The organism is Pseudomonas sp. Irchel 3E13 (assembly GCF_900187455.1).
Classification (GTDB): Bacteria; Pseudomonadota; Gammaproteobacteria; order Pseudomonadales; family Pseudomonadaceae; genus Aquipseudomonas.
The window spans coordinates 260,261-273,575 of record NZ_FYDX01000007.1; the positions used below are offsets into that span (position 1 = coordinate 260,261).

Sequence of the window (13,315 nt, forward strand, 5' to 3'; positions counted from 1 at the left end):
TTCCGCGCCAAACCACCATGTTTGCCCAACAAAAAAGCCCCGACTCTCACGAGCCGGGGCTTTCTTTTGTTACGTCAGCGGATCAACCGTTGAACACTTCATCCACGCTGGTCAGCGGGTAGTGTTTCGGGTACGGAAGGGTCGCTACGCCAGTCTCGATGGCGGCTTTGGCCACAGCATCGGAAACGACGGTCAGCAGACGCGAGTCCATCGGCTTCGGAATGATGTACTCACGGCCGAATTCCAGACCCGCAACACCGTACGCGTCGCAGACTTCTTTCGGAACTGGCAGCTTGGCCAGGTCTTTCAGGGCGTTGGCGGCGGCGATCTTCATTTCTTCGTTGATGCGCTTGGCACGAACGTCCAGGGCACCGCGGAAGATGAACGGGAAGCCCAGAACGTTGTTGACCTGGTTCGGGTAGTCGGAACGACCGGTAGCCATGATCACGTCGTTACGAGTGGCGTGGGCCAGCTCTGGCGAGATTTCCGGATCCGGGTTGGAGCAGGCGAAGACGATCGGGTTTGGCGCCATCGACTTCAGGCCTTCAGCGCTCAGCAGGTTCGGACCGGACAGACCGACGAACACGTCGGCGCCGTCCAGAGCATCGGCCAGGCTGCGCTTGTCGGTAGCGTGGGCGAATACGGCCTTGTACTGATTCAGGTCGTCGCGGCCAGCGTGGATCACGCCAGTACGGTCAACCATGAAGATGTTCTCGATGTTCGCGCCCATGCTCACCAGCAGTTTCATGCAGGAGATGGCCGCAGCACCGGCGCCCAGGCAGACGATCTTGGCGTCGGCCAGGGTTTTGCCAGCGATTTCCAGGGCGTTGATCATGCCGGCGGCGGTCACGATGGCGGTGCCGTGCTGGTCATCGTGGAAAACCGGGATGTCGCACTGTTCGATCAGGGCGCGCTCGATCTCGAAGCACTCAGGTGCCTTGATGTCTTCGAGGTTGATGCCACCGAAGGTGATGGAGATGCGCTTGACGGTGTCGATGAAGGCTTGCGGGCTTTCGGAGTCGACTTCGATGTCGAACACGTCGATACCGGCGAAACGCTTGAACAGAACACCCTTGCCTTCCATCACTGGCTTGGAAGCCAGTGGGCCGAGGTTACCCAGGCCAAGAATGGCGGTACCGTCGGAGATCACTGCTACCAGATTGCCCTTGCCGGTGTACTTGTAGGCCAGCTCGGGATCGCGACCGATTTCACGCACCGGCTCCGCGACGCCCGGGCTGTAGGCCAGCGCCAGGTCACGAGCGGTTGCGGTTGGTTTGGTAAGCTCTACGCTCAGTTTCCCCGGACGAGGCTGAGCATGATATTCAAGAGCGGCAGTTTTCAGGTCTGACATGGTGGGCATTCCGCTTGTTTACTGTTCTGACGGACCGCCGAGGATACGCAAAGAGCCAGGGGCCGACAAGACTGCCCGGTCACTTGTGTCAAGGCCTTTAAGCTACGACTTTCCGCCAAGAGCCGCGTAGTACGCGGCTTTCGATGTGTACAATCGAGCAAAAAAATGTCCACAATTTTTTATCTTCTGGCCCTTTCCAGCATGCTCAGGTCGGTCAATTGCAGCCACCAACGCTGCTGACCCGGTTTCAGCGCCCCTTTGCGGGAACGATCCAGCACCGCTTCGAAATGGTCGCCAGAGAGAACGCCAAAGCCGGCAACTGCCAAATCGCGCCCACAAAAAAAGCGCCCACAAGGGGCGCCTTTTTTTGCAACCAAGCCAGACCTATAGGGCCAGCCAAGCGCATTCTTACTTCTTGCCGAACGTACCGAAACGATCTGCGAAGCGCTGTACGCGGCCGCCGGTATCCAGAGTCTTCTGCTTACCGGTGTAGAACGGGTGGCACTCGTTGCACACGTCGATTGGCAGTGGTTTGCCGAAGGTCGAACGGGTTTCGAACTTGTTGCCGCAGCTGCAGGTGACCGCAACCGCTTCGTAAACTGGATGAATATCTGCTTTCATGGCCATTTCCTCGACTGCGTGCCGCCACCCAACACCATTGTTGAATACCGCACGTAATTAGGCGGCGAATAATACCAGAGCGAAGCCTCAGCGCAAGTTGTCGCTTGCACCGACTGTCGTCTGCTAGGCTCGCGGGCATCTGGAATTACCCTTACAGAGAAGCCTCCGCGTGTCCGACGTCATTCTTCGCCTTGCCCTGCCCTCGCCACTACGGCGGCTGTTCGACTACAGGGCCACGGCGAGCATGGCGCGCCAGACGCTCACACCGGGCATGCGCGTGCGCGTGCCGTTTGGCCGCCGGGAGATGATCGGCGTCCTGGTGGAGGTCGCGGAACACAGCGAAGTGCCCGCAGACAAGCTCAAGCCGGCGATCGCCCTGCTCGACCCGGTCTCGCCGCTGCCGCCGGCGCTGTTCAAACTCTGCCTGTGGACCGCCCAGTATTATCAGCACAGCCTCGGCGATACCCTGAGCTGGGCGCTGCCGGTGCTGTTGCGCCAGGGCGAACCCGCCGAAGCGCGCCAGGAACGCTTCTGGCAAGTCGCACTCAACGCTCGCCAGGATGATCCGCGCATCGCCCGCGCGCCGCGCCAGCGTGAAGCCCTCGCCACCCTCGCCCAGCACCCTCATGGCGTTGCCCATGGCCTGCTGGGCAAGTTGGGGCTGAGCAAGGACAGCCTCGACCTGTTGCTGGCCAAGGAGATGGTGGAGGTCGAAGTGCGCCGCCATGCCCCGCAGGCCCGCCACGAACACTGGCTGGCGCAGCCGGAACTGCCGCTCAACGATGAACAGCGCGCCGCCTTCCACGCCGTGCGCGCCGGTTTCGACACCTTCCACGCCTTCCTGCTGGCCGGGGTGACCGGCAGCGGCAAGACCGAGGTCTACCTGCAACTGATCCGCGAAACCCTCGAAGCCGGCAAGCAGGCGCTGATCCTGATTCCCGAGATCAACCTCGGGCCGCAGACCCTGGCCCGCTTCGAGCAGCGTTTCAATGCGCGCATCGCCCTGCTGCACTCGGCGGTCAACGACCGCGAGCGCCTGGACGCCTGGCTCGCCGCCCGCGACGGCGAGGCCGATATCATCATCGGCACGCGCTCGGCGCTGTTTACGCCGATGAAGAACCCCGGGCTGATCATCATCGACGAGGAGCACGACGGCTCCTACAAACAGCAGGAAGGCCTGCGCTACCACGCCCGCGACCTGGCGCTGGTGCGCGCGCGGCAAGAAAACATCCCGATCCTGCTGGGCTCGGCGACGCCCTCGCTGGAAAGCCTGCACAACGCCCACTCCGGCCGCTACGGCCTGCTGCGCCTGAACCACCGCGCCGGCGGTGCGCAAGCCCCGCGTTTCCTGCGTCTGGATGTGAAAAGCCGACCACTGGACAGCGGCATCAGCGGCCCGATGCAGCAGGCCATCGCCCAGACCCTCGCCGCCGGCCAGCAAGTCCTGGTGTTCCTCAATCGCCGCGGCTTCGCCCCGACCCTGCTCTGCCACGACTGCGGCTGGCTGTCCGAATGCCCGCGCTGCGATGCGCGCATGACCGTGCACCAGCGCTCCGGCGAACTGCGCTGCCACCATTGCGGGCATGAAGAACGCATTCCGCGCCAGTGCCCGCAGTGCAACCACGTCGATCTGCGGCCGGTGGGCGCAGGCACCGAGCGCGCCGAGGAGCGCCTGAGCATTCTGTTCCCCGATTTCCCGGTTCTACGGGTGGACCGCGACAGCACCTCGCGCAAGGACGCGATGAACCAGTTGTTCAACACCATCCAGCGCGGCCAGCCGTGCATTCTGGTCGGCACGCAGATGCTGGCCAAAGGGCACCACTTCCCGCGGGTCACCCTGGTGGCGATCCTCGATGCCGATGGTGGGCTGTTCTCCGGCGACTTCCGCGCCGCCGAGCGCATGGCCCAGTTGATCGTGCAGGTTGCCGGGCGCGCCGGGCGGGCAGAAGAGCCGGGCAAGGTGATCATCCAGACCCACCTCGCCGACCATCCTTTATTGGTGCAACTGACCGAACAGGGCTACTTCGCCTTTGCCGAGCAGGCCCTGAGCGAGCGCCGCGCCGCCGGCCTGCCGCCGTTCGCGCACCTCGCCCTGCTGCGCGCGGAGGCGCACAAGCCGGGCCAGGCCGAAGGTTTTCTCGACGAAGCCTGCTCCGCGGCCGAACGATTGCTGGCCGAGCAAGGTCTGCATGGGATCGAATTGCTGGGGCCGGTCCCCGCGCCGATGGAACGCCGCGCCGGTCGCTACCGCGCGCAACTGCTGCTGCAGGCCAATGCGCGGGCGCCGTTGCATCGACTGATCAGTGCCTGGTTGCTAGTGTTGGAACAGTTACCCAGCGGGCGCCAGGTGCGCTGGTCGCTGGATGTGGACCCGGTAGATCTGTACTAGCGCCGGCCCAAAGGTTGGCAACCTTGCACCAGCAACGGATAATGCCCAGTTTTTCCACCTGCGCATCGAAGCGCCGCCGCGCTTGCGGTCGAAAGAGAATCCCATGAAAGACACCATTCGCCAGCTCATCCAGCAAGCCCTGACCCAACTCACCCTCGACGGTGTGCTGCCTGAAGGGCTGACGCCGGCGATCCAGGTGGAGAACGCCCGGGACAAGACCCACGGCGATTTCGCCAGCAACATCGCCATGATGCTGGCCAAGCCGGCCGGTATGAAGCCGCGCGACCTGGCCGAGAAGCTCATCGCCGCGCTGCCCGCCGACCCGCAGATCAGCAAAGTCGAGATCGCCGGCCCCGGCTTCCTCAATTTCTTCCAGAACACCCAGGCCCTGGCTTCGCGCCTGGACGCCGCCCTGGCCGACGCCAAGCTCGGCGTACACAAGGCCGGCCCGCAGCAGAAAGTGGTCATCGACCTGTCCGCGCCGAACCTGGCCAAGGAAATGCACGTAGGCCACCTGCGCTCAACCATCATCGGCGACGCCGTGGCCCGGGTCCTGGAGTTCCTCGGCGACGAGGTGATCCGGCAGAACCACGTCGGCGACTGGGGCACCCAGTTCGGCATGCTGCTGGCCTACCTGGAAGAGAACCCGATCACCAGCGACGAGCTGTCGGACCTGGAAAACTTCTACCGCGCCGCCAAGAAGCGTTTCGACGAATCCGAAGCCTTCGCCGACCGTGCCCGTGGCCTGGTGGTCAAGCTGCAGGCCGGCGACGCCGACTGCCTGACGCTGTGGACCCGCTTCAAGGACATCTCGCTGTCGCACTGCCAGAAGACCTACGAACTGCTCAACGTCAAACTGACCCCGGCCGACGTGATGGGCGAAAGCGCCTATAACGACGACCTCGCCAACGTGGTCAGCGACCTCAAGGCCAAGGGCCTGCTGGTCGAAAGCAATGGCGCGCAGTGCGTGTTCCTCGAAGAATTCAAGACCGCCGACGGCGACCCGCTGCCCGTGATCGTGCAGAAGGCCGACGGCGGCTATCTCTACGCCACCACCGACCTCGCGGCCGTGCGCTACCGCAGCAACGTGCTGCACGCTGACCGCGCACTGTACTTCGTCGACCAGCGCCAGGCCCTGCACTTCCAGCAAGTGTTCGAAGTGGCCCGTCGCGCCGGCTTCATCAGCCACCCGATGCAGACCGAGCACATGGGCTTCGGCACCATGAACGGCGCGGACGGTCGTCCGTTCAAGACCCGCGACGGCGGCACCGTGAAGCTGATCGACCTGCTGACCGAAGCCAAGGAACGCGCCTACACCCTGGTGAAGGAAAAGAACCCGGAGCTGCCGGAAGACGACCTGCGCGCCATTGCCAAGGTGGTCGGTATCGGCGCCGTGAAATACGCCGACCTGTCCAAGCACCGCACCAGTGACTACAGCTTCAACTTCGACCTGATGCTGAACTTCGAAGGCAACACCGCACCTTACCTGCTATACGCCTACACCCGCGTGGCCGGCGTATTCCGCAAGCTCGGCAAGGACTTCAGCGAAGTTGAAGGTCAGATCGTTCTGCAGGCCCAGCAGGAACAGGACCTGGCCGCACGCCTGGCGCAGTTCGCCGAGATCCTCAACAACGTCGCCGAGAAAGGCACCCCGCACGTGCTCTGCAGCTACCTGTACGACGTGGCCGGCCTGTTCTCCAGCTTCTACGAGAACTGCCCGATCCTCGGCGCCGAGACCCCGGAACAACAACAGAGCCGCTTGCGCCTGGCGGCCCTGACCGGTCGCACCCTGAAACAGGGCCTGGAGCTGCTGGGCCTGGAAACCCTGGAGCGTATGTAAGTTGGCAGCCAAGAAGAAACCCGCCCCGAAGCGCGGCGCCAGCCGCTACCAGGCACCAGCGAAAAAGCCGATTCCGGGCTGGTTGTGGATGGCTATCGGCCTGACGGTCGGTGCTTTCATCGTGTTCCTGATGAAACTCGAACCGGGCCGGGATGAGGTCAAGCGGGAGAAACCCGAGCAGCAGAAGGCCGAAAAGGTCGCCGAGGCGAACAAGACACCGCCAAGTCCACAGCAGCCGGTGAAGCCGAAGTATGACTTCTATACCCTGCTGCCGGAGTCGGAAGTGATCGTGCCGCCGGAAGCCGTGCCTGAGAAAACCCCGCCCGTCCCGGCGCAGCCGCCGGTCACGCCAGCGGAAGCGGCGAAGATCGACACTGCCCGGGCCCAGGCCGCGCTCAACGGCGAGGTTCCGCCTCCGGCGCCGCCGGTGATCAAGCCGGCCGCCACCACGCAGTTCTATCTGCAGGCGGGCTCGTTCCGCAAACAGGCGGATGCCGACAAGGTGCGCGCGCAGATTATCCTGCTCGGCCAGTCGGTGCAGGTGGAGTCCGGTACGGTCAAGGAAGAGACCTGGTACCGGGTGCTGGTCGGCCCGTTCAGCAACCGTGAACAACTGACCGTGGCCCAGAAGCAACTGGCCGGCAGCGGCTTCAACAACCTGCTGTTGCAACAGCGCCAGACCCGCCAGTAATCCTCGCGCCAAAAGAAAAGGCCCTGATGCGAATCAGGGCCTTTTTTTAGTAGCGCTGTTGCGCGTTCTTCATCGAAACCTGCGTATTCAGCGTCCAGAAGTCATACAGCACACCGAACAGGAACAACCCGCCAGTGAACAGGTAGATCACGCCCGTGATCCATTTGCCCTGATACATGCGGTGTACGCCGAACACCCCGAGAAAGGTCAGCAGCAGCCACGCCACGGTGTAGTCCAACGGACCGGCGTGAAAGCGCAGGTCCGCTTCGCGGTCCATGGTCGGGATCAGGAACAGGTCGATCAGCCAGCCGATACCCAGCAGCCCGATGGTGCAAAACCAGATCGTCCCGGTGACCGGCTTGCCGTAATAAAAGCGGTGCGCGCCCAGAAAACCGAATATCCACAACAGGTAACCAATGACCTTGCTGTGGGTGTCAGGACGCCCTTCCTGTTGATAACCGTTCATTCATAGCCTCGCGCGGTTAGAGAAAAATTTTCTAAGTAAATATGTGACTTTTTCCGATCGAGCCGACGTATGACACTTTTGAGACGACCAGTGGATCAGAAAATGACCAAAAAGCTGTTATAAAGTTGCGCGCCTACACCAACAAGAGCCCTGCCTAATGCGTTCATTTTTCAAGACATGGCTGACCATTTGCCTATTATTGCCACTGGCCGCCCACGCCACCAACCGTGAGCAACGTCTTCCCACCGGCTTTTCCGGATCGACCGCCCATTCCACGGCCACCCGCTCTACCAAGAGCGTAGCCAGCAAGCCCCAGCACTCGCGCCGCAACCACGGCACCTCGCAGACGGTGGCACAGATGCCGCCGAGCCAGAGCAGCGACGTGCTCAGCCGCGCCGTCAACCAGCTGGGTACGCCTTATCGCTGGGGCGGCAGCACCCCGGGCAAGGGCTTCGATTGCAGTGGCCTGGTCAAATACGCCTTCAACGACATCGACGCCGTCGACCTGCCGCGCACCTCGAACGCGATGGCCAGTGGCGACCACGGCGTGAAAGTCGATCGCAGCGACCTCAAGCCAGGTGACCTGCTGTTCTTCAACATCAAGAGCCGCCGGGTAAACCATGTTGCCATCTACCTCGGCAACGACCGCTTCATCCACGCCCCGCGTACCGGCAAGCGCGTCACCATCGACACGCTGAACAAGCCGTACTGGGACAAACGCTACGTGGTGGCCAAACGCGTACTGCCGCAACAGCAAGAACAGTTGCGCCTGGCCAAACGCTAGAAGGCCGAGGGCGAACGCATGTTCGCCCGGGCACACTCCCCACTGATGTCTCCTCGCGCCAGCAACCCCTGAAGACAACTGTCCAGGGTTTGCATCCCCTGTCCCGCGCCGGTCTGCATCGCTGAATACAACTGCGCCTGTTTGCCTTCGCGAATCAGGTTGCGCACAGCGGGGGTCGCCACCAGGATCTCCTGCACGGCGACCCGCCCGCCTGCCGCTCGCGGCACCAGCACTTGCGACACCACAGCCCGCAACGACTCGGCCAACAAGCTGCGCACCATCGCCTTTTCCTCGCCGGCGAAGACATCGACGATGCGGTCGATGCTTTTCACCGCCGACGCCGTGTGCAGCGTCGCCAGCACCAGATGCCCGGTTTCCGCGGCGGTCAGGGCCAGGCGGATGGTTTCCAGGTCGCGCAGTTCGCCGAGCATGATGACGTCCGGGTCCTGACGCAGCGCCGCTCGCAAGGCCTGGGCGAAACCAAGGCTGTGGCGGTGGATTTCACGCTGATTGACCTGGCTGCGCAGCGGCTCATGGATGAACTCGACAGGGTCTTCCAGCGTGAGGATGTGCAAGGCGCGCTGGCGATTCAGATGCTCCACCAGCGCGGCCAGGGTGGTGGACTTGCCCGACCCGGTGGGCCCGGTGACCAGCACCAGCCCGGAGTCGACGTCCACCAACCGCTTGAACGCCTCTCCCAGCCCCAGTTGTTCCAGGCTCGGCACCCGCTCCGGCAGCAAGCGCAAGACCGCCCCGGCGCCATGCAATTGCTCAAAGGCATTCACCCGGCAACGCGGTGCGTCCGGCAAGGCCACGGCGAAGTCCAGGTCGCGGCGCTCCTCGAACTCGCGCTGCTGCCGTTCAGTCATGATCTGCGCAAGCAGCGCCCGCATCGTCGCCGGTTCCAGAGGCGGCAGATCCAATGGACGCATCTGCCCATCCACACGGATATTCGGCACCCGGCCAGCCGCCAGGTGCAGATCGGAAGCGCTCTCCCTGAGCGCCAGGGCCAACAGCCCGGTCATTTCCATAAGACTCCCCAAAGACTGACAAGCGGGTAGAATGCCCCGGACCCAATGACCCGCTGGCATCGAATCCATGTCCACCATAGCAGACAACCTTTCCACGCTTGCCGGGCGCATCCAGGCCGCCGCCGCGGCTTGCGGACGTGACCCTGCGAGCATCCAGTTGCTGGCCGTGAGCAAGACCAAACCCGCCGAAGCTGTGCGTGAAGCCTTCGCCGCCGGCGTGCGCGATGTCGGCGAGAACTACCTTCAGGAAGCACTCGGCAAACAGCAACAATTGACCGATCTGCCCTTGACCTGGCACTTCATCGGCCCCATTCAGTCGAACAAGACCCGCGCCATTGCCGAACATTTCGACTGGGTACACTCGGTGGATCGACTGAAAATCGCACAACGCCTCTCGGAACAACGCCCGGCCAACCTGGCGCCGCTGAACCTGTGCCTGCAGGTCAACGTCAGCGGCGAGGACAGCAAGTCCGGTTGCACGCCCGAAGACCTGCCGGCCCTGGCCGCCGCCGTCGCCGCGCTGCCGAACCTGCGCCTGCGCGGCCTGATGGCCATTCCCGAACCCACCGACGACCGCGCCGCGCAAGACGCCGCCTTCGCCCGTGTGCGGGACCTTCAAGACAGCCTCGGACTGGGCCTCGACACCCTGTCCATGGGCATGAGCCATGACCTGGAAAGCGCCATCGCCCAAGGCGCGACCTGGGTCCGCATCGGCACCGCGCTGTTCGGCGCCCGCGACTATGGCCAGGCCTGATCCATGCACCTTTCACCTTCTTCTATCAAGGACCTGACATGAGCAAGACTCGTATTGCCTTTATCGGCGCAGGCAACATGGCCGCCAGCCTGATCGGCGGCCTGCGCGCCCAGGGCCTGGAAGCCGCGCAGATCCGCGCCAGCGACCCGGGCGCCGAGCAACGGGCGAAAATCCACGCCGAACACGGCATCGAACTGTTCGCAGACAACGCCAGCGCCGTCGAAGGCGCCGACGTTGTCGTACTGGCGGTCAAGCCGCAGGCCATGAAAGCGGTCTGCGAAGCCTTGAAGCCAAGCCTGAAACCCGAGCAACTGGTGGTCTCCATCGCCGCCGGCATCACCTGCGCCAGCATGAACAACTGGCTCGGCGCGCAGCCGATCGTTCGCTGCATGCCCAACACCCCGGCACTGCTGCGCCAGGGCGTGAGCGGCCTGTACGCCACCGCCGAAGTCAGCGCACAGCAACGCGAGCAAGCCGAGCAACTGCTTTCGGCGGTGGGCATCGCCCTGTGGCTGGACAGCGAGCAACAACTGGACGCGGTCACCGCCGTGTCCGGCAGCGGCCCGGCGTACTTCTTCCTGCTGATCGAGGCCATGACCGCCGCCGGCGAAAAGCTCGGCCTGCCGCGGGAAACCGCCTCCAGGCTGACCCTGCAAACCGCCTTGGGCGCCGCGCACATGGCAGTGTCCAGCGATGTCGACGCCGCCGAGCTGCGCCGCCGGGTCACCTCGCCCAACGGCACCACCGAAGCGGCAATCAAATCGTTCCAGGCTGATGGTTTCGAAGCACTGGTAGAGAAGGCGCTGGGCGCCGCGGCACATCGTTCGGCGGAAATGGCCGAACAACTGGGCAACTAAGGAGCGTGAAATGATCGGACTGAGTACCGCTGCAATTTTCATCCTGCAGACCATCGGCAGTCTTTATCTGCTGATCATCATGCTGCGCTTCATCCTGCAACTGGTCCGCGCGAACTTCTACAACCCGCTCAGCCAGTTCGCCGTGCGCGCCACCCAGCCGCTGCTCAAACCCATGCGCCGGATCATCCCGAGCCTGTTCGGCCTGGACATGTCTTCGCTGGTGCTGGCGATCATCGTGCAGATGGCGCTGATGGGCGCGATCCTGATGCTGCTCTACGGCACCATCGGCAACCCGTTGCAGTTGCTGATCTGGTCGCTGATCGGGGTCACCGCGCTGTTCCTCAACATCTTCTTCTACGCCCTGATCATCAGCGTGATCCTGTCCTGGGTCGCGCCAGGCAGCCACAACCCGGGCGCCGAGCTGATCAACCAGATCTGCGACCCGTTCCTCGCCCCGTTCCGCCGCATCCTGCCGAACCTGGGCGGCCTGGACATCTCGCCGATCCTGGCGTTCATGGCGCTCAAGCTGCTCGACATGCTGGTCATCAACAACCTCGCGGCCATGACCCTCATGCCCGAAGTGTTGCGTCGGCTGGTCTGATCGTAGCGTCAGCGACACCCGCCAGGCCCGCGCCACGAACACCCGTGGCGCCGGGCCCGGTATCGATTCCCGCATCCCCCGGCACATTGCTTGCCGCCCACTCCGGTGGTCTTTAGACTTACGCCTCATTCAGATGTGAGCAGGGTCGATGTCCACTGTCTTTCCCGAAGATTCGGTCGGTCTGGTAACACCGCAACTGGCGCAGTTCGACGAGCCCCTGGCCCTGGCCTGCGGTCGCGCCCTGGCCTCCTACGAGCTGGTCTACGAAACCTACGGCACGCTCAACAGCAGTGCCAGCAACGCCGTGCTGATCTGCCACGCGTTGTCCGGTCACCATCACGCCGCCGGCTACCACAGCGCCGACGACCGCAAGCCCGGCTGGTGGGACAGTTGCATCGGCCCCGGCAAGCCCATCGATACCAACCGTTTCTTCGTGGTCAGCCTGAACAACCTCGGCGGCTGCAACGGCAGTACCGGCCCGAGCAGCGTCAATCCGGCGACCGGCAAGCCCTACGGCGCCGACTTCCCGGTGCTGACGGTGGAAGACTGGGTGCACAGCCAGGCGCGCCTGGCCGACCGACTCGGCATCCACCAGTGGGCGGCGGTGGTGGGCGGCAGCCTCGGCGGCATGCAAGCACTGCAATGGACCATCACCTACCCGGACCGCGTGCGCCACTGCCTGGACATCGCCTCGGCACCCAAGCTCTCGGCCCAGAACATCGCCTTCAACGAAGTGGCACGCCAGGCCATCCTCACCGACCCGGAATTCCACGGCGGTTCATTCCAGGACCAGGGCGTGATCCCCAAGCGCGGCCTGATGCTGGCCCGCATGGTGGGCCACATCACCTACCTGTCCGATGACTCCATGGGCGAGAAATTCGGCCGCGAGCTGAAGAGCGACAAGCTCAACTACGACTTCCACAGTGTCGAGTTCCAGGTCGAAAGCTACCTGCGCTACCAGGGCGAGGAATTCTCCGGCCGCTTCGACGCCAACACCTACCTGCTGATGACCAAGGCGCTGGACTACTTCGACCCGGCCGCCAGCCACGGCGGCGACCTGGCCGCGACCCTGGCCCATGTCACGGCGGACTACTGCGTGATGTCCTTCACCACCGACTGGCGCTTCTCGCCGGCCCGCTCGCGGGAAATCGTCGACGCCCTGATCGCCGCGCGCAAGAACGTCTGCTACCTGGATATCGACTCGCCTTACGGCCATGACGCCTTCCTGATCCCGACCCCGCGCTACATCCAGGGTTTCACCAACTACATGAACCGCATCGTCTGCTGAGGAATCCATGAGAGCCGATTTGGAAATCATCCAGGACTGGATCCCCGCCGGCAGCCGCGTGCTCGACCTCGGTTGCGGTAACGGTGAACTGCTGGCTTCGCTGCGCGACACCAAGCAGGTCGCGGGCTATGGCCTGGAAATCGACGCCGACAACATCGCCCAGTGCGTGGCCAAGGGCGTCAACGTCATCGAACAGGACCTCGACAAGGGCCTGGGCAACTTCGCCAGCAACAGCTTCGACGTGGTGGTCATGACCCAGGCCCTGCAGGCCGTGGAGTACCCGGACCGGATCCTCGACGAAATGCTGCGGGTGGGCCGCCAGTGCATCATCACCTTCCCCAACTTCGGCCATTGGCGCTGCCGCTGGTACCTCGCGACCAAGGGTCGCATGCCGGTCTCGGACTTCATGCCGTATACCTGGTACAACACACCGAACATCCATTTCTGCACCTTCGAAGACTTCGAGGCGCTGTGCAGCGAACGCCGTGCGCAAGTCCTCAACCGCCTGGCGGTGGACAATCGTCACCGCAACGGATGGGGCGGCCGGCTTTGGCCTAATCTTTTAGGGGAAATCGGCATTTATCGTGTAAGCAGCCCCGGCCTGCAGGAGCACAAGGTCGCGGTATAACCCGCCCACCAGAG

Annotated in this window: 12 protein-coding genes and 3 pseudogenes; 10 read left to right on the plus strand and 5 right to left on the minus strand. The window is 63.6% G+C overall.

What is annotated here, in order from left to right; all coding sequences use genetic code 11:
* Nucleotides 1-82 precede the first annotated feature (82 nt).
* The 3 genes and pseudogenes from CKW37_RS14135 to rpmE form a co-directional block, all read right to left on the minus strand.
* Nucleotides 83-1,351, minus strand: a complete 1,269-nt coding sequence (locus CKW37_RS14135; RefSeq protein ID WP_095156327.1) for a malic enzyme-like NAD(P)-binding protein — start codon at nucleotides 1,349-1,351, stop codon at nucleotides 83-85.
* Between the two features lie 179 nt (nucleotides 1,352-1,530).
* Nucleotides 1,531-1,683, minus strand: a pseudogene (locus CKW37_RS33650) (thermonuclease family protein); the annotation flags it as partial.
* A gap of 76 nt (nucleotides 1,684-1,759) precedes the next feature.
* Nucleotides 1,760-1,972 (minus strand): 50S ribosomal protein L31, encoded by a 213-nt coding sequence (gene rpmE / locus CKW37_RS14150; RefSeq protein WP_095156328.1) that lies wholly within the window; start codon nucleotides 1,970-1,972, stop codon nucleotides 1,760-1,762.
* A gap of 169 nt (nucleotides 1,973-2,141) precedes the next feature.
* Here rpmE and CKW37_RS14155 point away from each other — a divergent pair, with 169 nt between their 5' ends.
* The 3 genes from CKW37_RS14155 (at nucleotide 2,142) to CKW37_RS14165 (ending at nucleotide 6,892) form a co-directional block, all read left to right on the plus strand.
* Nucleotides 2,142-4,361, plus strand: a complete 2,220-nt coding sequence (locus CKW37_RS14155) for a primosomal protein N' (protein ID WP_095156329.1) — start codon at nucleotides 2,142-2,144, stop codon at nucleotides 4,359-4,361.
* Nucleotides 4,362-4,464: 103 nt separating this feature from the next.
* Nucleotides 4,465-6,201, plus strand: a complete 1,737-nt coding sequence (gene argS / locus CKW37_RS14160; RefSeq protein WP_095156330.1) for an arginine--tRNA ligase — start codon at nucleotides 4,465-4,467, stop codon at nucleotides 6,199-6,201.
* Nucleotide 6,202: 1 nt separating this feature from the next.
* Complete coding sequence (locus CKW37_RS14165) at nucleotides 6,203-6,892, plus strand: SPOR domain-containing protein (protein WP_095156331.1); 690 nt, start codon at nucleotides 6,203-6,205, stop codon at nucleotides 6,890-6,892.
* A 46-nt stretch (nucleotides 6,893-6,938) separates the two neighbouring features.
* Here the strand turns inward: CKW37_RS14165 and CKW37_RS14170 are convergent, their stop codons facing one another.
* Nucleotides 6,939-7,358: a TM2 domain-containing protein gene (locus CKW37_RS14170; protein ID WP_095156332.1), complete on the minus strand. Its 420-nt coding sequence runs from the start codon at nucleotides 7,356-7,358 to the stop codon at nucleotides 6,939-6,941.
* Between the two features lie 157 nt (nucleotides 7,359-7,515).
* Here CKW37_RS14170 and CKW37_RS33655 point away from each other — a divergent pair.
* Together CKW37_RS33655 and CKW37_RS14175 are read left to right on the plus strand one after the other, a co-directional pair.
* Nucleotides 7,516-7,612 (plus strand): annotated as a pseudogene (locus CKW37_RS33655) (peptidase P60); the annotation flags it as partial.
* 95 nt (nucleotides 7,613-7,707) lie between these two features.
* Nucleotides 7,708-8,142 (plus strand): annotated as a pseudogene (locus CKW37_RS14175) (C40 family peptidase); the annotation flags it as partial.
* Here the strand turns inward: CKW37_RS14175 and CKW37_RS14180 are convergent.
* A complete protein-coding gene (locus CKW37_RS14180; protein WP_095156334.1) occupies nucleotides 8,139-9,173 on the minus strand; it encodes a type IV pilus twitching motility protein PilT in 1,035 nt (344 codons plus the stop codon). The pseudogene CKW37_RS14175 and the gene CKW37_RS14180 overlap by 4 nt on opposite strands.
* A 67-nt stretch (nucleotides 9,174-9,240) precedes the next feature.
* On the opposite strand from CKW37_RS14180, the gene CKW37_RS14185 reads away from it, so the two are divergent.
* The 5 genes from CKW37_RS14185 to metW all read left to right on the plus strand — a co-directional run bounded on the left by CKW37_RS14185 (nucleotide 9,241) and on the right by metW (nucleotide 13,301).
* Nucleotides 9,241-9,927: a YggS family pyridoxal phosphate-dependent enzyme gene (locus CKW37_RS14185; RefSeq protein ID WP_095156335.1), complete on the plus strand. Its 687-nt coding sequence runs from the start codon at nucleotides 9,241-9,243 to the stop codon at nucleotides 9,925-9,927.
* A gap of 38 nt (nucleotides 9,928-9,965) precedes the next feature.
* A complete protein-coding gene (gene proC / locus CKW37_RS14190; protein ID WP_095156336.1) occupies nucleotides 9,966-10,784 on the plus strand; it encodes a pyrroline-5-carboxylate reductase in 819 nt (272 codons plus the stop codon).
* Between the two features lie 10 nt (nucleotides 10,785-10,794).
* The gene (locus CKW37_RS14195; RefSeq protein ID WP_095156337.1) at nucleotides 10,795-11,385 is read left to right on the plus strand and encodes a YggT family protein; all 591 of its coding nucleotides are present in this window, start codon (nucleotides 10,795-10,797) and stop codon (nucleotides 11,383-11,385) included.
* Between the two features lie 148 nt (nucleotides 11,386-11,533).
* Nucleotides 11,534-12,673 (plus strand): homoserine O-acetyltransferase, encoded by a 1,140-nt coding sequence (locus CKW37_RS14200; RefSeq protein ID WP_095156338.1) that lies wholly within the window; start codon nucleotides 11,534-11,536, stop codon nucleotides 12,671-12,673.
* A 7-nt stretch (nucleotides 12,674-12,680) separates the two neighbouring features.
* Complete coding sequence (gene metW, locus CKW37_RS14205; protein ID WP_095156339.1) at nucleotides 12,681-13,301, plus strand: methionine biosynthesis protein MetW; 621 nt, start codon at nucleotides 12,681-12,683, stop codon at nucleotides 13,299-13,301.
* Nucleotides 13,302-13,315: the final 14 nt, after the last annotated feature.

Bases quoted from the DNA above. Each gene is read 5' to 3' on its own strand.
- CKW37_RS14195 (WP_095156337.1), top strand. From the start codon at position 10,795: ATGATCGGACTGAGTACCGCTGCAATTTTCATCCTGCAGACCATCGGC.
- CKW37_RS14170 (WP_095156332.1), bottom strand. From the start codon at position 7,358: ATGAACGGTTATCAACAGGAAGGGCGTCCTGACACCCACAGCAAGGTC.
- CKW37_RS14200 (WP_095156338.1), top strand. From the start codon at position 11,534: ATGTCCACTGTCTTTCCCGAAGATTCGGTCGGTCTGGTAACACCGCAA.
- CKW37_RS14180 (WP_095156334.1), bottom strand. From the start codon at position 9,173: ATGGAAATGACCGGGCTGTTGGCCCTGGCGCTCAGGGAGAGCGCTTCC.
- CKW37_RS14135 (WP_095156327.1), bottom strand. From the start codon at position 1,351: ATGTCAGACCTGAAAACTGCCGCTCTTGAATATCATGCTCAGCCTCGT.
- rpmE (WP_095156328.1), bottom strand. From the start codon at position 1,972: ATGAAAGCAGATATTCATCCAGTTTACGAAGCGGTTGCGGTCACCTGC.
- argS (WP_095156330.1), top strand. From the start codon at position 4,465: ATGAAAGACACCATTCGCCAGCTCATCCAGCAAGCCCTGACCCAACTC.
- metW (WP_095156339.1), top strand. From the start codon at position 12,681: ATGAGAGCCGATTTGGAAATCATCCAGGACTGGATCCCCGCCGGCAGC.
- CKW37_RS14185 (WP_095156335.1), top strand. From the start codon at position 9,241: ATGTCCACCATAGCAGACAACCTTTCCACGCTTGCCGGGCGCATCCAG.
- proC (WP_095156336.1), top strand. From the start codon at position 9,966: ATGAGCAAGACTCGTATTGCCTTTATCGGCGCAGGCAACATGGCCGCC.